Annotated in this window: 17 protein-coding genes; 7 read left to right on the top strand and 10 right to left on the bottom strand. The window is 66.1% G+C overall.

Annotation, left to right across the window (positions count from 1 at the left end; all coding sequences use genetic code 11):
* Nucleotides 1-19: 19 nt before the first annotated feature.
* The 4 genes from DX905_RS13815 to DX905_RS13800 all read right to left on the bottom strand — a co-directional run bounded on the left by DX905_RS13815 (nucleotide 20) and on the right by DX905_RS13800 (nucleotide 6,389).
* A complete protein-coding gene (locus DX905_RS13815) occupies nucleotides 20-3,052 on the bottom strand; it encodes a TonB-dependent receptor plug domain-containing protein (protein ID WP_116091864.1) in 3,033 nt (1,010 codons plus the stop codon).
* Between the two features lie 108 nt (nucleotides 3,053-3,160).
* Nucleotides 3,161-4,327 (bottom strand): ABC transporter substrate-binding protein, encoded by a 1,167-nt coding sequence (locus DX905_RS13810; RefSeq protein WP_116091863.1) that lies wholly within the window; start codon nucleotides 4,325-4,327, stop codon nucleotides 3,161-3,163.
* The gene (locus tag DX905_RS13805) at nucleotides 4,324-5,727 is read right to left on the bottom strand and encodes a sensor histidine kinase (protein WP_116091862.1); all 1,404 of its coding nucleotides are present in this window, start codon (nucleotides 5,725-5,727) and stop codon (nucleotides 4,324-4,326) included. The genes DX905_RS13810 and DX905_RS13805 overlap by 4 nt, the downstream gene beginning before the upstream one ends.
* Entirely contained in the window at nucleotides 5,724-6,389 is a 666-nt protein-coding gene (locus tag DX905_RS13800) for a response regulator transcription factor (protein WP_116091861.1), read from the bottom strand. Before DX905_RS13800 ends, DX905_RS13805 begins: the two co-directional genes overlap by 4 nt.
* Before the next feature lie 218 nt (nucleotides 6,390-6,607).
* Here DX905_RS13800 and DX905_RS13795 point away from each other — a divergent pair, with 218 nt between their 5' ends.
* From DX905_RS13795 to DX905_RS13770, 6 genes are all read left to right on the top strand, one after another.
* Nucleotides 6,608-7,918 carry an ABC transporter substrate-binding protein gene (locus tag DX905_RS13795; RefSeq protein WP_116091860.1) on the top strand — a complete coding sequence of 437 codons (1,311 nt, stop codon included), beginning with the start codon at nucleotides 6,608-6,610 and terminating at the stop codon, nucleotides 7,916-7,918.
* The gene (locus DX905_RS13790) at nucleotides 7,915-8,808 is read left to right on the top strand and encodes a carbohydrate ABC transporter permease (RefSeq protein WP_116091859.1); all 894 of its coding nucleotides are present in this window, start codon (nucleotides 7,915-7,917) and stop codon (nucleotides 8,806-8,808) included. Before DX905_RS13795 ends, DX905_RS13790 begins: the two co-directional genes overlap by 4 nt.
* Nucleotides 8,808-9,638, top strand: a complete 831-nt coding sequence (locus DX905_RS13785) for a carbohydrate ABC transporter permease (protein WP_116091858.1) — start codon at nucleotides 8,808-8,810, stop codon at nucleotides 9,636-9,638. Before DX905_RS13790 ends, DX905_RS13785 begins: the two co-directional genes overlap by 1 nt.
* On the top strand, nucleotides 9,635-10,633 hold the full coding sequence (locus tag DX905_RS13780; RefSeq protein WP_116091857.1) for an ABC transporter ATP-binding protein: 999 nt from the start codon (nucleotides 9,635-9,637) through the stop codon (nucleotides 10,631-10,633). The genes DX905_RS13785 and DX905_RS13780 overlap by 4 nt, the downstream gene beginning before the upstream one ends.
* Before the next feature lie 85 nt (nucleotides 10,634-10,718).
* Nucleotides 10,719-12,191: a mannitol dehydrogenase family protein gene (locus tag DX905_RS13775; protein WP_116091856.1), complete on the top strand. Its 1,473-nt coding sequence runs from the start codon at nucleotides 10,719-10,721 to the stop codon at nucleotides 12,189-12,191.
* An 88-nt stretch (nucleotides 12,192-12,279) separates the two neighbouring features.
* Nucleotides 12,280-13,191, top strand: coding sequence for an ROK family protein (locus tag DX905_RS13770; RefSeq protein WP_205412263.1), 912 nt, complete (start codon nucleotides 12,280-12,282; stop codon nucleotides 13,189-13,191).
* Nucleotides 13,192-13,275: 84 nt separating this feature from the next.
* Here the strand turns inward: DX905_RS13770 and DX905_RS13765 are convergent, their stop codons facing one another.
* The gene (locus DX905_RS13765; protein ID WP_116091855.1) at nucleotides 13,276-13,464 is read right to left on the bottom strand and encodes a hypothetical protein; all 189 of its coding nucleotides are present in this window, start codon (nucleotides 13,462-13,464) and stop codon (nucleotides 13,276-13,278) included.
* Nucleotides 13,465-13,527: 63 nt separating this feature from the next.
* Between DX905_RS13765 and DX905_RS13760 the strand changes: the two genes are divergently transcribed.
* Nucleotides 13,528-13,956, top strand: a complete 429-nt coding sequence (locus tag DX905_RS13760) for a thermonuclease family protein (RefSeq protein ID WP_116091854.1) — start codon at nucleotides 13,528-13,530, stop codon at nucleotides 13,954-13,956.
* A gap of 184 nt (nucleotides 13,957-14,140) precedes the next feature.
* Here the strand turns inward: DX905_RS13760 and DX905_RS13755 are convergent, their stop codons facing one another.
* The 5 genes from DX905_RS13755 to trbF are packed head-to-tail and all read right to left on the bottom strand — an operon-like array spanning nucleotide 14,141 to nucleotide 17,375.
* Nucleotides 14,141-14,368, bottom strand: coding sequence for a helix-turn-helix domain-containing protein (locus DX905_RS13755; protein WP_240320852.1), 228 nt, complete (start codon nucleotides 14,366-14,368; stop codon nucleotides 14,141-14,143).
* Nucleotides 14,369-14,370: 2 nt separating this feature from the next.
* On the bottom strand, nucleotides 14,371-14,580 hold the full coding sequence (locus tag DX905_RS13750) for a DUF2274 domain-containing protein (RefSeq protein ID WP_116091853.1): 210 nt from the start codon (nucleotides 14,578-14,580) through the stop codon (nucleotides 14,371-14,373).
* 13 nt (nucleotides 14,581-14,593) lie between these two features.
* Entirely contained in the window at nucleotides 14,594-15,781 is a 1,188-nt protein-coding gene (locus DX905_RS13745) for a TraB/TrbI/VirB10 family type IV secretion system protein (RefSeq protein ID WP_116091852.1), read from the bottom strand.
* A complete protein-coding gene (gene trbG, locus DX905_RS13740) occupies nucleotides 15,778-16,629 on the bottom strand; it encodes a P-type conjugative transfer protein TrbG (protein WP_116091851.1) in 852 nt (283 codons plus the stop codon). The genes DX905_RS13745 and trbG overlap by 4 nt, the downstream gene beginning before the upstream one ends.
* A complete protein-coding gene (gene trbF / locus DX905_RS13735; protein WP_116091850.1) occupies nucleotides 16,626-17,375 on the bottom strand; it encodes a conjugal transfer protein TrbF in 750 nt (249 codons plus the stop codon). Before trbF ends, trbG begins: the two co-directional genes overlap by 4 nt.

Below are 17,375 nucleotides of genomic sequence, written 5' to 3'. Positions count from 1 at the left end.
CCGCTCCGATCCCGCCGGATCAATATTTCACACGGATGCCCACTTTGAACATCGGCCCGATTACATCGTACATGGGGGAAGCGTTCAGGCCATAGCCCCAGCCAAAACCCTTCGGCGGCTTCACATTGAAGACGTTGTCGACGTTGAAGAATATCTCGCTGTCCGAGCCAAGCCAGTCCGCCGTGTAGTTGATGTTGAGGTTGGTATAGAGACGGCTTGCGACATGGTTGTCGTCGATCTCATGCGGCGCGATATACAGGTTGCTGACATTGCCCGAGCCGATGAAGCGGTTGATCGCCGTGACCTGCCATTTGCCGGCCTTGACATAAGCGGTCGACTGCAGCGTCCACTTCGGCTGCTGCGAAGACATGTCCGCGGCGAATTCCTGGACCGTCACGCCGTCCGAAGACCTGAACTCATCGACATAGTTGGCGAGCAGCCGAAACCCGACTTCGGCATCCGAGCTGGGAAACAGCCCGGAAAGACGCGTGTGATAGCTCGTCTCGATGTCGAGACCGCGCGTCTTGAGCGAGGCGAGGTTCAGGTAAGGCGAGCGTATCTCGATGATGTCGCCGTTGAGCCGGGTAATCTGCCCGCACAGCGCATCATTGCCGGCGAAGCACCGGTCCACGATCTGCTGCGGGGTAATCGTGCTGATCACGTCGGCGATCTTGATGTTGTAATAGTCGACCGAAACCGAAAAGTTGGGAAGCCAGCGCGGCTGATAGACGATGCCGGCCGAGAAGGTGTCGGCGCGTTCCGGATTGAGGGCCGCATTGCCGCCGCTGTACAATTGCGCGTTGACCGTCGCGGAGCTGTTCTTGGTCGGATCGGTCACGCTGACGCGGCTTTGCAAGGCGCCGGTGTACAGTTCCTGGAGGCTGGGCGCGCGGATGTCGCGCGACCGCGTCGCCCGCAGCCGCAGGCCGTCGAACGGCTCGTAACTGCCGCCGATCTTCCAGGTGAAGACGCGGCCGCTGGTGCTGTAATCGGTCACCCGCCCCGCGAGGCTAAGATCAAGTAGCTTGATGAACGGGATGTCTCTGGCGAGGGGGATCGCGAGTTCCGCGAAACCCTCCTTCACATTGTAAGAGCCGGAATAAGGCTTGGGATTGCCGATCCCGAAGGCACTCTCGATTGAAAGCGGATCGGAGACCGCGCCGATCTTCTCGGTGCGATAGGACAGCCCGGTTGCCAGTGAGATCGGCCCTGCCCACAAGGAGAACAAATCCCCGTGGACCGACGCCTCGACGACATGCTGCTGATAGGTCTGGCGGGTATATTGATCCCCCAGGACATAGTCGATCGCGTCCTGCGACGCCGCGCCTACCCCGAAGATGTTGAGCGGCTTGCAGCCATTGCCCGGGTTGGTGAGCGTCGAGCGGCAGATGATGGTGCCCGCAGGAATGCCCGCCGCGTTGCCCGCCGGCGCCGCGATGGCGTCAACCGCAAGGTTGACGTTACCGGCTGCAGGCACGCCGCCGCGTGACGTGATCAGATTGTCCTGGACCGTGCCGGCATAGGTGTTGCGGCCATATTGATAATAACCATCAAAGCCCCAGCTGCCGCCGAGACTGCCCTTGGCACCGACGACGCCCCGGTAGGTCGTGTTGGTGTTGTTGATCTCCGAATTTCCGACCCAATCGTCATTGATGCGGCCGACGTTCAGCGCAAAGGGGCCTGCGGGATTTCCGCCGCCAGGTCCTGACATCTGGGCCTTGATCGGCGCAGGCAAATAGGGATTGTCGGCGGTCACCGACAGCCACGTCGTCGCGCTCGTGCCGAAGCGGTACGGCGGCACCGTATAGGACGGCCCGACCTTGCTGCGCGTGTACATGCCTTCGGCGAAGATCGTGATGCGGTCGGTCAGTTCGTGATCGATATGCGAGAACAGGCTCACCCGGTCCGACGGGTTGACCATGTTGATGTTGTCGTAAAGCGACGTGTAGTCGTTCACATAATCCGAGCCCGGCGGGGCAATCATGTTGCCGGTCGGATTGACGTAGGTGCCGTACGTGAATTTGTACGGAACACCTCCGGCACCGAAGGCGGTGCCCTTGAGCGCGCAATTGGCGATGTTCGCGCCGGTCGAGGTGCGGCATCCGTCGATCAGGCCGCCATGCGTCATGTAGGAGGTCACGATCCCTTCGGACACGAGGATACGCTTGTCCTGGCCGTTGGCGGCGGTCGCGGTCGGATTATTGATGATGCCGGGCTTTTTGGCGAGCCAGCCGCGGTCGAGCAGCTTCTGATTGCCCCCGCGAAAATATTCGACCGACCCGATGATGTGGGTGCGATCGCCAAGGTCGGTGCCGCCGGCCAGTCCGACGCTGCCCTCTTCATCGTCGCCGTGGCTGGATATGCCGCCGATCGCTTCGGCACGCACGCCCTTGAACTTGGTGTCGAGCACGAAATTGACGACGCCGGAGACCGCATCCGAGCCCCACGCCGCCGACGCGCCGCCGGTGACGACGTCGATGCGCGACACGAGCATGTTGGGAAGAATGTTGGTGTCGACGATGCCATTGCCGGTCGAGGGAACGACGCGGCGCCGGTCAAGCATGATGAGGTCGCGGTTTGCGCCGAGCCCGCGCAGGTCGAGACTGCCCTGACCGCCATTGGCGCTGCCGTTGCTGCCGCTGCGGGCACCGCCTTGGTTGCGGAACTGGGGCAGGTTGCGCGAGAAGTCGACGAGGCGGGTCACCGCCTGCTGCTGGAGCTGCTGGGCGCCGAGCACGGTCACAGGCGTCGGTGCCGAATAGCCGTTGCGCACGATGCGCGAGCCGGTGACGACGACGTCCCCGGCGTCAGCCGTATCCGCCACCGGCGCGTTGGATAGTCCCTTGGCGGAGCTGCTCGCGGGGATGCCGTCGACGCCATCCTGTCCTGTCGCGCCCGTCGCCGGCTGCGCGGCGCCTGGGGTCGCGGGCGAGGCGGCCTGCGCCGCGTCCTGCGGCTTGGACGGGTCGGTGCCCATCGGCGTCTGGCCGAAAGATGGAAATGCCAGCATCGTGGCGATAGCAACGAGCGACGGCTTGGTAGCGAGCCTCATATTTACTCTCCTCCCTGTCGGCGCTTGGTCGCGCCGATCTTGGGTCGGCCCCCGGTCTCCCGGTGCTGCCTTAGGATCTCGCTAGAGGGGCTTCCTGTCTTGAACCTGTCATCGCGCCGCGACGCCGTTTTTCTTCGCTTCCGCCAAGTCTGCGGCCGGATCGCGCGGCGCATCAGCGGGGCGAAGCGCCTGCCGCCATTCGCGGATCATCCGCTCGCGCCGCGCCCTGTCCTGAAGCGTCAGCAACAAGGGCGACACGACCGCCTGGTCGAGCAGCGCGTCCGCGAGCGCGCCGGCACGCCCGGCCGGAAGATCGGGCGCCATCAACTGCCGACGCGCCAGCGCCCGTCCCTCGCCCGATGTCAGGAAGCGCGCGAATTCCTCCGCGCCACGAATGTCGCGCGCCCCGGTCGGGATCATGATCGAGCGCGTCTGGATCGCCTGATAGTCGGTCGGAAGAATGACGCCGATGCGGCTGCCGGACCTCTGCGCGGCGTAAGCGTAAGACATCTGGACATTGTAGGCGAACAGGATCTCGCCGCGATCCACGGCGTCGACCATCGCGTTGGAGCAGCAATAGAGGCGGACCCGGGTCCGACCGAGGCTCTCGATCAGGCGGCCATAGATCGCCGACTGCTGGGCATCCTCGGCGACGAAATTATAGCCTGTGCCCGAACTCTCGATGTCGTAGGTGCCGATCCGCGCGCCAAGGTCGCTTCGGTTTCGCAACCATTCGATCAGCATGACATGGCTGCGCGGCACCTGGCGCGGCCCGATCGACCTGCCATAGACGAACACGGCAGGCTCGACCGTAAAGGCGGCAACCTCGTCGCGCCATTGCGCCCCGCCTGGCGCGAGTGCGGCAATTCCGCCGCGCAGCTTGAGCGCGCAGCCGCGGTTGGCGAGCAGCACCAAATGATCCGACGAGGAGGAGAGATAGAGGTCGGCGGTCCGCGCGCGGGTGCGGCAAGCCTGATCGGCGCGCGCCAGCAGCGCCGTGCTCAACGAGTCGATATAGGCGACCGGCACGGTCTGATGATGCGCCTGAAATGCTTCGATGAAGGCGCGCATGAAGCTCACGTCGGTGGCCGCGCCGATCACCAGCGGCTGATGGACCTGCCCGTCACGCGCGGGGAAGAAGCTCACTGTCACACCCTCTGGCGGCAGGTAGGATCCTTGCGCGCCTGCATGGTGCGCCCGATCGAGGATGAGCAGCAGGCAGACGGCAAGGACGGTCAGCCCGCAGAGCGTCCGGGTCAGTGTCCGCCGGGTCATGCGAGGCGCGGCCCGTCGGCAAAGATCAACGTCGCCTGGAAGAAGCCGTCGGCCGCGTAGCCGAATTCGATGCGGCCGTTATGGGCACGCGCAATCTCGCTGACGATCGATATCCCCATGCCCGCTCCTTCGCGATCGGCACGCGCCAGCTTGAACGGCTCCTGCGCCGCTTGCCAATGCTCGGGCGGAAAACCGGGGCCGTCGTCGGCGACGCGGATCCAGGTTTCGGCCGCACTCGCGCCCACGCCGATCCGGATCTCGCTCGGCGCCCCATGGGCCACGGCATTGTCGATCAGGTTGGCCACCGCCTCGCGCAGGCTGACGCCGTCTCCTACGAACTGCGTCGGCACGACGTCGCTATGGCAATCCACTGCCAGATCGCGGTCGAGCGAGTGGGGAATAGATTCGTTGACGACCGAGCGGACGAGGTCGGCCAGGTCGAGCCGGATGCGCGGCGCGGTTTCGCTCCGGTAGCTGATCATGGCTTGCCCGAGCAGCTGGTTGGTGACGCGGCTGAGCTTGGCGACATTGGCCTGGACGCGCTGGATGCGCTCACGCCGTGCCACGGACGTACGGTCCTGCGCGAGCAGTTCCGCCTGCGCGCCAAGCGCGGCGAGCGGTGTGCGGATCTGATGGGCGGCGACCGCGGTAAAGGCCTGCAGCCTCGCCATGCGCAGGCTGAGCTTCTCCATGACATCGTTGATCGCGCGGATCAGGCCGACGGTTTCGCGCGGACTGTCGACCTTGAGCGGGGTCAAATCGTGCGCCTGCCGGTCGGCCAGGGCATGTTCGATCCGGTGGAGCGGCATGAAGGCGCGCCGGATCGCGATCAGCGCGCCAGCAAGGCCGAGACCACTCACCAAGAGGATGATCCCGCCGATCTTCTCCATCAGGTGGACCGCCATGCGCTGCCGCGCTTCGCGCGTCTCGGCGACCACCACCCGACTCCAGCCGCGGACACCCGGCGCCGCCACGAAATGATCGATGCGCGCGACCCGGACACGTGCACCGGCATAGCGTTCCGAATGGAGGCGCGGCAGCGCTCCGCCACGCGGCCGGCCTTCCGGCAAGAGGTCCGCCTCGCCCGTGAGCAGACGTCCCGCCGGATCTCGCACCGAATAGAAGAAGCGGTCATTCTCCGACAAAGCGAGCGTCTCGAAGGCGGAATCGGGCGGCGTCACGATGACGTTGCGGTCCTCGACCTCGATCGATTCGGCGATCTGCACCGCGGCGCTGATCAGCAGCCGGTCATACGCCTCCGACGCAGCCGAGATCGCGAACAGCCAAGCGGCTGCAAGCGCCGCCAGCGCGCCCCCGCCGAAGAGGATGGCAAGCAGCAGCCGAAGCCGCTCGAAGATCGATGCGGGAAGCCGGGGCCGAATGCCGCTTCGGAAATTCACGTCGCCGAGATGCGATAGCCGACGCCGCGATAGGTGTGGATCTCGATGGAGGCATGACCGAGCTTTCGGCGCAGCCGCGCGATCAAAACCTCGATCGCATTTTCGTTCGGTTCGGACCCGTAGCCGAACAGCTGGTCGAGCAGCTGGCTTTTGCTGAAGAACAGGGTCTGCCGCGTCAGCAGGATCTCCAGGAGCGAGAGCTCGCGACGCGTCAGACTGACGGGCTCGCCGCCGACGCGTACGATGCGCGTCGCCCGATCGAAGACCAGGTCGCCGCAGGTCAGCTGGTTGCTGCGTCCCCCGCTGTTACGCCGCATCAGCGAGCGGACGCGCGCCTGCAACTCGCGGAAGTCGAACGGCTTCACCAGATAGTCATCCGCGCCACTGTCGAGGACGTCGACCCGGTCGTCGACCGCGGATCTTGCCGTCAGAATCAGCACCGGCGTCACATCCTGGCGGGCGCGCATGCGCTTGAGGATCGTGATGCCGTCCATGCGCGGAAGGGTCAGGTCCAGCACCATCATTTCATAGGATGCCTCGCTCAGCATGGCGTCGCCGTCCGCCCCGTCGCGTGCCCAATCGACGGCATGGCCGAGACCCTCGAGACAGGCCACCACCCCTTCGCCGACATCGTGCGTATCCTCCACAACCAAAACTCGCATCTTCCTCGCCTACCCTTGTTTGCGCATAGTGTGAGACCAAGCGGCGCCGCAGGCAAGCGGCCGGCTGCATCGTCGAGACGCGGCATGGCCGCCGTCATTGGCCCACACCGGCAGACGCACCGCCGAGGCGATGACAGGTTGGCGAAAGGTGGAGCGCCTAGCCTTCATATCCGAACGAGCGGCGGCGCGAGCGACCGTCCGCCAAGGAGAGGCGATAGATGAAGCGGATTGCGACGATCCTCCTCGCGGCGGCGCTGTCGTCCTGTTCGGGCGGCAACCGGGATGTCACGACGCTGACCGTTGCGACCGTCAACAACAGCGACATGGTGCGGCTCAAGGGCCTGTCGAGCGCGTTCACCAAAGCGCATCCGAACATTCGCCTCAACTGGGTCACGCTCGAAGAGAATGTGCTGCGCCAGCGGGTCACGACCGACGTGGCGACACGCGGCGGACAGTTCGACGTGATCACGATCGGGTCCTATGAAGTTCCCATCTGGGCGCAACGCCGCTGGCTGCTGGGGATGGACGACCTCGGGCCGTCCTACCGCGCCGACGATTTGCTGCCCGCTATCCGCGACGCGCTCAGCGCGAAGGGCGTGCTCTATGCCGCACCGATCAACGGCGAGGGCTCGTTCACGATGTACCGGACCGATCTGTTCGCGAAGGCGAAGCTAGTCATGCCGCAGCATCCCAGCTGGGACTTCATCGCGACCGCCGCCAAGAAACTCAACGATCCCGCGCATGGCGTCTACGGTATCTGCCTGCGCGGCAAGGCCGGCTGGGGCGAGAATATGGCGACGATCGTCGCCATGTCGAACTCCTTCGGCGCGCGCCTGTTCGATGAGCATTGGCGCCCGCAATTCGACACGCCCGAATGGAAGCGAACGCTCTCCGTCTATGTCGACCTGGCGCGCAACGCAGGTCCGCCCGGCATGATCGCCAACGGCTTCAATGAGTCGCTCGCGCTCTATGCGGCGGGCAAATGCGCCATCTGGTTCGACAGCACGGTAGCAGCGCCGTTCGTGACCGATCCCAAGACGTCGGTCGTCGCCGACAAGACAGGCTTCGCCGCCGCACCGGACGCCGGCTTGGGTCGCACCGCCAACTGGCTTTGGACGTGGGCGCTCGCGATCCCGGCAAGCACGACCAAGGCCAAGGCGGCCAAGAGCTTCGTCGCCTGGGCGACGGGACCGGATTATGCCAAGCTGGTGGCGGGCCGCTTCGGTTGGGCCGCAGCGCCGCCCGGCACGCGCACATCGCTTTATGCCAATCCCGCCTATCGCAAGGCGGCACCGTTCGCGGAAGCGACGCTCGAAGCGATAGGTGCAGCCGATACGCACCATCCCACCGTGAAGCCGGTGCCCTATGTCGGGGTGCAATATGCCGCGATCCCCGAATTCCAGGGTCTCGGCACCGAAGTCGGCCAGCAATTTTCCGGCGCGGTCGCAGGCACGATGACGGTCGACCAGGCGCTTGATGCGGCGCAAACGTCCAGCAAGCGGCAGATGGCGGCGGCCAGCCGGCAATGAGCCCCACGATCGGGAAAACCGGCGCGGCGCGCCTCAACTCGGTCGGACGGCTGATGCTCGTGCCCAGCGTCGGCGCGCTGCTAACGTGGATGGTCATTCCGCTGGCGATCACGATCTGGCTGTCCTTCCAGGACTATCGTCTTCTCGATGCGGACCAGCGCCACTTCGCCGGGCTTGCCAATTATCGCGGGCTCTTCGCCGATCCGGCATTCGCCGGGGCGATCCTCAACACCCTGCTGCTGATCCTGTTCGTGCTCGCCGCCACGATTTTTGGCGGCATCCTGATCGCCCTGCTGGTGGAGGCCGCGCGGATCGGGCGGAGCTTGTTGCGCGTCCTCATCATCTCGCCCTTCTTCGTCATGCCCGGCGTGAGCGCCCTGCTTTGGAAGAACCTCCTGATGCAGCCCATCTCGGGCCTGCTCGGCTGGCTGGGCGGCCTCATCGGACTGGCGCCGTTCGACTGGTTCGCGCGCCAGCCGCTGCTGTCGGTGAGCATCATCGTCGCCTGGGAGTGGCTGCCATTTGCGGCACTGGTCTTCCTGACCGCGCTGCAATCGTTCGACGCCGAGCAGAAAGAGGCGGCGCAACTCGACGGGGCGTCGGGCCTGTCGATGTTTCGCTATCTGACGCTGCCCCATCTTGCCCGCTCGATCACGATCGTGATCATGATGGAGACAATCTTCCTGCTCAGCATTTTTGCCGAGATCTTCGTCACGACCGGCGGCGGCCCGGGCACGGCGACGACCAACGTTGCCTATCTGATCTACACGCGCGCGCTCCTGCAATATGACGTCGGCGCCGCCTCTGCCGCGGGCGTGGTGGCGGTCGTCATCGCCAATGTGATCGCCTTCCTGTTCGCGCGCGCCGTCGGCCGGTCGTTGGACAGCTAATGGCGCGACGCACCTCCTTGAGCCGGGCCGCGCCGGCGACGCTCATCGCGTGGCTGGCCGCTTTATTGGTAGCCTTTCCCCTGCTGTGGGCGCTCGTCACCAGCTTCAAGCCCGAGCTCGACGCGATCCAGCTGCCGCCGCGGCTGCGCGGCGTCGACTGGACGCTCGACAATTATCGCGAGGTGCTTGCCGACGGCGCTTATTATCGCTGCGCGCTCAACTCGGTTCTGATCGCAGGCGGCGCCACGCTCGCTGCGCTCATGCTCGCCTTGCCGGCCGCCTGGGCGATGGCGTTCGCGCCGACGCGCCGGACGCGCGGCCTGCTCCTGTGGATGCTTTCCACCAAGATGCTGCCGCCGGTCGGCCTGCTCGTCCCGGTCTACCTCATCTGTCGCGATCTGAACCTCCTGGACACGCGCGCCGCCGTGATCGCGATGCTCTGCGTGGGCAATCTGCCGATCGCGATCTGGATGCTCTATGCGCATCTGCGCGAGGTTCCCGCCGCGATCGTCGAGGCGGCACGCATGGACGGCGCACGGCTGCTGGACGAGATCGTCCAGGTTCTGCTTCCGCTGATCCTGCCGGGGATCGCCTCGACCTTCCTGCTGAATTTCACCCTGGCCTGGAATGAGAGCTTCTGGAGCCTCAACCTCACAAGCACGCAGGCAGCGCCGCTCACGGCATTCATCGCCGGTTTCTCCGCGCCGCAGGGATTGTTCTGGGCGAAGCTTTCCGCGGCGTCGATGCTGTCGATCGCGCCGGTGCTCGTCATCGGCTGGTTCTGCCAGCGGCAGCTCGTCCAGGGCCTAACCTTCGGAGCCGTGAAGTGAGCGCCATCGTTCTGGAACAGGTAACCAAGCGCTTCGGCGATCATCTGGCGGTCGATCACATCGACCTGACGATTCCCGACGGCAGCTTCACCGTCTTCGTCGGCCCGTCCGGTTGCGGCAAGACCACCTTGCTGCGGTTGGTCGCCGGGCTCGAGGATGCCGATCATGGCCGCCTGCTGCTCGACGGCGAGGACGTCTCGCGCATGCGGCCGGCCCAGCGCGAGGTGGCGATGGTCTTCCAGAGCTATGCGCTCTACCCGCACATGTCGGTTCGCGCGAATATCGGCTTCGCGCTCAAGCTTGCCGGCATGCCCTCGCGCGACATCGAACGCCGCGTCGATGCAGTCGCCGAACTGCTCGGCCTGGAGGCATTGCTCGACCGCAAGCCAGCCGCGCTTTCCGGGGGACAGAGGCAGCGCGTCGCGATCGGGCGCGCGGTGGTGCGCGAACCCCGGGCATTCCTGTTCGACGAGCCCTTATCCAACCTTGACGCGGCGTTGCGCGGCCGCATGCGGCTTGAGATCAAAGGGCTCCAGCGCCAGCTCGGCACGACCGCGATCTACGTGACGCACGATCAGGCGGAAGCGATGACGATGGCCGATCAGATCGTGGTATTCCGCGATGGCCGGATCGAGCAGGTCGGCGCGCCGCTCGACATCTATCATCGCCCCGCGAACCTGTTCGTGGCGCAATTCATCGGCTCTCCGCCGATGAACGTGGTCAAGGGCGATGGCGCGGTCGGCCTCGGCGCGCCGATCATCGGGGTCCGCCCGGAACATCTCGCTCCCACACCGGACGGGCGCTGGCAGGCGGCGGTCGTGTCGGTCGAGCAGCTTGGCAGCGACGCCTATGTCTATGGAGAATTGCCGGACGGCACTTTGCTCTGTGCGCGTCAGAGTGGGACCGCATCGCTCGTGCCGGGTCAGACCGTGCGGCTGGAGCCGGACCCGGCCCACGTCCACCGTTTCGATTCAGCCGGGCTCGCGCTCGTCTGATGCGGTGGCTTCGCAATCCCCACGCGTGGCGCGCGGCGCCAAGCAAAGGCTTGTGCCGGTCGCGGTCGGAGAAGGTGAGTAGTAGATGATAAGGCTTGATCGGGCGGGACGGTCCGGCTTCGGGAACGCCGCGGGCCCCCATTATGACGCCACCGCGGTCGGCACCGGCATCGTTCATCTCGGTCTTGGCGGCTTCCACCGGGCACACATGGCCCGCTATAGCGACGAGTTGATGAACCTCGATCCGGGCGCGCTGGAATGGGGGATTGCCGGGGTCGGCCTCAGGCCGCAGGACGCGCGCCTGATCGCCGCGCTGCAACGGCAGGACGGGCTCTACACGCTGGTCGAGCAGGAAGGCGAGCGGCAGGAGGCGTTTGTCATCGGCGCCATCGCTCGAGCGATCTTCGCGGGCGATCGCCCCGCGCTGACGCTCGCCGCATTGGCCAATAAGGCGGTGCGGATCGTGAGCCTGACCGTGACCGAGAATGGCTATCATCTCGAACGCGCGACCAAGCGGCTGGACCTGGCCAGCCCCGAGGTCCGGCACGATCTCGCCAACCCGCGCGTCCCGCACACCGCGATCGGGGCACTCGCTGAAGCGCTGGACCGGCGCAGGCGCGCCGGCGAGCCCGGCTTCACGATCCTTTGCTGCGACAATATCCAGCATAACGGCGACGTGCTGCGCGCCGCGGTGCTCGCTTTTGCCGAGGCGCGCGGCCAGGGCCTGGCCGACTGGATCAGCCAGAATACAAGCTTTCCAAATAGCATGGTCGACCGCATCACCCCGGTCGCGCAGCCCGCGCAGATCGCCGCCTTTCGCGACAGATACCAGCTGGAGGACGCCGCCCCGATCTTCGCGGAGCGGTTTCGCCAATGGGTGATCGAGGATCGCTTCCTCTACGGCCGGCCCGCCTGGGAAAAGGTCGGCGCGCAGTTTGTCGGCGACGTGACCCCTTATGAAATGATGAAGCTGCGCCTGCTCAACTGCAGCCATCTCGCCATCAGCGGCCTTGGGCAGCTGGCCGGCTACCATCTGATCAGCGATGTGATGTCCGATGCGGCCATCGTCCAATACATGCGCGCGCTGATGGATCTCGAGACCGGGCCGACGCTCGCGCCCGTTCCGGGAGTCGACCTCGACCACTATAAGCAGACGATCATCGAACGCTTCGCGAATATAGCGATCGAGGACACGGTCGAGCGGGTCAACACCGACGCCCCGCTCAATCTGCTGCTGGATCCGCTGCGCGACCGGCTGCGGCGCGGCGAGGGTATCGAATTGCTCGCGCTCGCGCTGGCGGCCTGGCTCCGCCGTGTCAGAGGCGAGGATGAGCAGCATCGTCCGGTAGCGGTGAGCCACCCACTCGCTTCCCTTCTGCGTGAGAAGGCCCTCGAAGGCGGGGCGGATCCGCTTCCGCTGCTTTCGATCACGAGCTTGTTCGGCGAGGTCGGCGAACACCCTGTTCTGCACCGAGAGGTCGGCCGGTGGCTCGCCTCGCTCTATCAATATGGTGCCCGGGAGACGCTGCGCCGCGCGGTGGAAGCCGGTGTCTTTTGACCCCGGAGCCCTCCCGAAAAGGCACAACCGTAAACATCGCCCGGCTTAGGCGCCCCTCCGGCTGGAGCGGAATCTGGAGGACTCGCGGATGAGCTTGGCGATTGACGAGGCGGCGCCGATCGTCACCGGGGTCGAACTGGGAGGAACCAAGGCGATTGCGGTCATCGGCCGAGGCAGCACCATCTTCGAGAGCATCAGCATTCCGACAGCGGGGCCGGCGGAAACGCTCGCCGCATTGGCGAGCCAGCTGGACGTGTGGGCCCGCCGCTGGCAGCCGCAGGCGCTCGGGATCGCAAGTTTCGGCCCGATTGCCATTCATCCCGATCGCGCGGACTATGGTCACCTTCTGCCGACACCGAAAGCGCAGTGGGCCGGCGTCGACATTGTCCGGCCGCTTGCCCGCTTGATCGATGGCCCGTGCCTGCTGCATACGGACGTCACCGCAGCCGCGCTTGCCGAAGGACGCTGGGGCGCGGGCAAAGGCCTCGCCGATTTCGTCTATGTGACGGTCGGCACCGGGATCGGGATGGGCATCGTCGTCAATGGCAATCCCGTCGTCGGGCAGATGCATCCCGAAGCCGGCCATCTCGCTGTCCGGCGAATATCAGGCGATGCGTTCCCCGGCGTCTGTCCGTTTCACGGTGATTGCCTGGAAGGCCTCGCATCGGGCCCAGCGATCAGGGCGCGCAGCGGCGTGGCAGGTTCCGACCTTTCACCCGCCGATCCGGCCTGGACTTACGTCGCCGATGCGCTCGCGGAAGCATTCGCGAGCCTATTGCTCACGCTCGCGCCGCGGGCGATCATCGTCGGCGGTGGGGTGGGACTGGGGCAGTTGCATCTCCTCCCCCGGATACGGGCGGGCGTGCGGGAGAAGATCCGTGGCTACCTTCCCTACGTCGACCAGGCGACGCTCGATCGAACGCTCGTGAGCGCCGCCCTGGGCGACCAAGCCGGCCCGCTCGGCGCGCTCAGGCTGGGGGCAATCTCACTGGCACGATGATGGTTCGGACGCGCGTCGAGCCTTTGCGTCATGGCCGGGACGCGAGCCGACACAACCGGGCCGCAGTTGGCGGCTTCGGCCCGCTTAGGGACACTTCGTGAACTGGCCCTTCTTCGGCCCGCTGGCGAAGTGGCATTTGCCCTTTGCGTCCTTCACCACTGACGTCGAAGCGGAAGGACATTTGACGAACTTGCCCTTGGCATCGCGGCAGTTGACGGCAATGGCCGGCGCAGTCAGCAAGGCGGCGGCAGTGAATGCGATCAGCAGCTTCATGGCTTCTCTCCCAAGTCGAAGAGCAATGATGCGCTTTGCGCGACGCACGTGCAATATGCCCGCATGATCCTGCCCCTCCTAGCGCTCGTCACGGCTGGCAAGCAGTTCCCCTGCAAGGTCGTGTCGGTCCACGATGGGGACGGCCCAATTCATTGCGCCTCAGGCGCGTCGGTTCGGCTGGCGGGCATCCAGGCGCCCGACTTCGCCGATGCCGAGCCTTGCCGGAAGGGCCGTGCCGAATTCGTGTGCAGCGACCGCGCCGCGACCGAGGCGCGAGACCGGATGCGAAAACTCATCCAGGGGCGGACCCTCGATTGCACCGCGGCGGGCAGGAGCTACCGGCGCATCGTGGCGACCTGTCGGTTGGGCGCAGCCGACCTGTCCTGCCTCGCCATTCAGCGCGGCATCGCGACGCGCTGGCAGAAATATGACCGGCAGCGGGTGCTGGTGCGGTGCGAGCCGAAGCGGCTGCTTCACCTCAACGCCGGTTGAACGCCGCGAGCGGTCGACCGCGGCGGACCAGCGCTTGATGGCGGCGTTTCCTTTGAACGCCGCGAGATCCCGGTCTGATTGAGCTTAGCTTGGAACCACCCTGTCGCACGAGGAGCGTGTGCCGCCGTCGCCGTCATCGCACTGTGAAGGCGAACCCCCTGTGGCGACACCCGCCTGGCCGGCGTCAATCGCTCCCGATCACCAGATGTTTCAGACTTCGATATGGGATCAGGGTGGTGCGGCCCACTTTATGCGTTGCCAGATCTCCCGACTGGATCAGTTCGTAGATCCGCGAACGGCTGAGACCGGACAGTCGGACCGCCGCCGATACGCGGATCGTCAGGGGTTCGCTCGCTACCACCATGTCTGCCGGGGGGTCGCCGAGATCGGGAAGGTGTGAATTGCGGATCATGGCTACGCCTTCCTGCGTGAGAAAGTGCGGTCGCTGTCGATAAATGCGGCCAGCATCGCCGGGATCAGGTCCGCGAGAGCTTCTTCGCGGCCATAGGCTTCGCGATAGAGGCCGGCATAATCGATCAGTCGGTCGTGCAGGTCCGGCATCACCGACAGGGTGAGCTTGACTGGGGTGCGATCGGGAAGTTTGGCGAGTTTCAAATCGGGCATGAGGCGGCTCCTATCAACGCCAGGGGGCAAGTATCAGGTCACGATGGACAAGCAGCCGGATGCGAAATCCGGGTCGGACGGTGATGCTCGGCTGGATCTGCAGATTGCGCGAGGTGAGCTGGTTGCCGGCATCGGCGGCATTTCGCTGGGCGGACTCGCGGATCGCCTGAACCAGGTCGCTCTCGCCCGTCAGGGAAAAACTCGTCCCCGCGCCGAGCAAGGTCGAGAGCGCCACGCCCCTGAGCAACGTCCAGGTGTGGAAATCCACCTGGTCGGCGACGCCGGCATAGCCGCTCGGGTCGGTCGCGGGCTCGTTGTCGAGCTTGACCGAGCCTCCATCGGGGAAGATGATGCGCTGCCATACGACCAGAGCCCGCCGCTGGCCGAAAGCGATGACGCTGTCATAGGTGCCGACCAGCCGCGCGCCCTGCGGCACAAGCAGGTAGCGCCCGCTTGCGCTGTCGAAGACATTCTCGGTAACCTGGGCTGCGACCAGGCCGGGAAGGTCGGAGCGCAACCCCGTGATCAGGCTCGCCGGGATGATGCTACCGGCTGAGAGTATATAAGGCGACGCCGGCGCCGTCAGCCGATGCGCATTGACGTCGCCGCGCTCGTCGAGGGCACCAGCAAAGCCGATCTTGCGGGCCTGCGCGTTGGGATCGCGCGCGGCGTCAACGGTGGAGGGACTTGAGTCCGCCGCGCCCGTCGCAGCAGCGACCGGGGCAAGGGCCGCGACTCCGTTCGCGGCATCCTGTCGCGGGAATATCAGGCCCGACTGGCGGGCGGCCCTCACGTCGTCGAGACGGCGCTGCCGCGTTTCCGCATCAACCGTCACCGCTGGAGCAGGGTCTTGCGCAAGCTGGCGCTGCCGCTCGAGGATCGGCCGGCCGAGGTCGCCCGGGAGCGGCGGGCCGAGCTTGGGCACGGCGGTATAGTCGGCCGGCAGCTGGCTGACCTGATCGGACGGCCCCTTGCTTTCACGAAAGGTCTGATCGGCAGGCGGCACCGGCGCGGGCGCCCTGAGTGAAAGCCAGATCGTGCCCGCGAGGGCCGTCGCCCCGACCGCGGCTGCCCCGACGATCATGCGCCGCCGGAAGCGGACCGGGCGCGGCGGCCGGCCGCGCAACGTGAGCGTCGCGGGGTCGAGCTTGGCGGCGGGCTCATCGGGCCATTCGTCGCGCTCCAAGGCTTCGGCGGTCATGACGGCCGTCCGCCCTTGCCGACCGCTTGCTTCGTGATGCGAACCGTCGTGGCGTCCTTGCCGCCGATGCGCAGCTCGGCGGTCTCGAACAGCCGGTCGACGATGTAATAATGGCCGCTGACGCGGTAGTTGACCAGTTGCACCCCGCCATGGTCGAGGAGAAACAAGGGCGGCGCCTCGCCGGCGCCAAGCGCCGGTGGGAATTCGATGAAGGTCTGCCGGCCGTCATCGAACGCACGCAGCGGCCGCCATGCGGTGGCGGGACCGGTGACCGCATAGTTGAAGTTAAGCTGGTCGGGGCTGATCCCGGGCGCGATCGGCTGGGCCTGGTCACGCTCGGCTTGCGCCTTGTGCAGCGCGAGCAACCCCTCGGCAGGGTAGGTCCAGGACAAGGCCGACATGGACGCGCCGCGCGTGCTGGCGAGCGTCAGATGGTAGGTACGCCGATCGGTCGTGATGATCAGGTTGGTGCGCAGGTTTGGCGCGAACGGCTTGACCAGCACATGGCTGCGTTTGCCCTCGCCGCTGCCGCTGGTGGTATCGCCAATCAGCCAGCGCGCCGTATCCCCGCTCGCGACCGCGCCCAGCGCCTCACCCGGTTGCAGCTCGATATCGGTGATGCGCTCGGGCGCGGTCAGGACCTGGTAGATCGCACCGTCCGCGAACGGATAGACCTGGTTGGCATTGACGAAGGCCGCACCGGTCGGCGCGATCGTGGCCGTCCGGTTGGCGCGCTCGACCGTGGCGGCGGCAGCCATCGGCTGCCGCTTCGCCGGATCGGCGGCGAATGCAGGTAGCGCGACAAAAGCCGCGGCGGCAAAGGCGGACCATGATGACAAAGGGGTCATGATGCAGTCTCCTCGACGGTGTGGGGTGCAGGAAGGGGAGCGGGTGCAGGCGGCGGCGCTGCGAGTTCGAGTTCGCGGCTCCAGTCGATCGCATCGACATAAAGGCCGAGCGGATTGCGCCGCAGCGTGTCGGCGGTGGCGGGCGGCTTGAGCTGCAGGGTCACGAAGGCGGTCCAATGCGCCACGGCGACGCGCGCGCCGCGTTGGAAGGTCGTCTCCACCCATTTCACCTGGAAGGTGCGATCGGAGGCACGCACGACATTGGTCACCTCCACCGACGCGGTCTGCTCGCCGATATGGGCGAACGGATCGGCGCGCCGGGCATAGTCGCCGAGGAACTGGGCCCCGCGATCGGTCACGAAATCATAGGCCCGCAGCCATTGGCGGCGCATCAGCACCGGGTCGAGCGAGACGGTGCGAACGTCCTCGATGAAGCGCGCCACGCCCCACGCAATCTGCGGATCGGTCGGCCGGAATTTCGCGTCGGCGGGGCTGAGCGCCTGCGGCTCGCCCAGGCGATCAACCTCGACCACATAAGGCACAAGCCGGCTCTGTTGCGATTGCCACAGCAGTCCGCCCGCCATCGCGGCCGACATGCCGAGCATGCCGAACGCGACCAGCCGCCAGTTACGCGCCTGCACGCGTGCCGCCCCGAGCCGGTCGTCCCAGATCTGGCCCGCGCGCTGGAAAGGCGTCTCGGCGGGCGGGGTGCGGCCATAGCGCTGGATGCTGCGCCTGAAGATCAT

The sequence above is a fragment of the Sphingomonas crusticola genome (assembly GCF_003391115.1).
GTDB classification, from domain to species: domain Bacteria; phylum Pseudomonadota; class Alphaproteobacteria; order Sphingomonadales; family Sphingomonadaceae; genus Sphingomonas_I; species Sphingomonas_I crusticola.
Note: the sequence above shows the minus strand (reverse complement) of the source record. Positions and strands in the feature narration are given on the sequence as shown.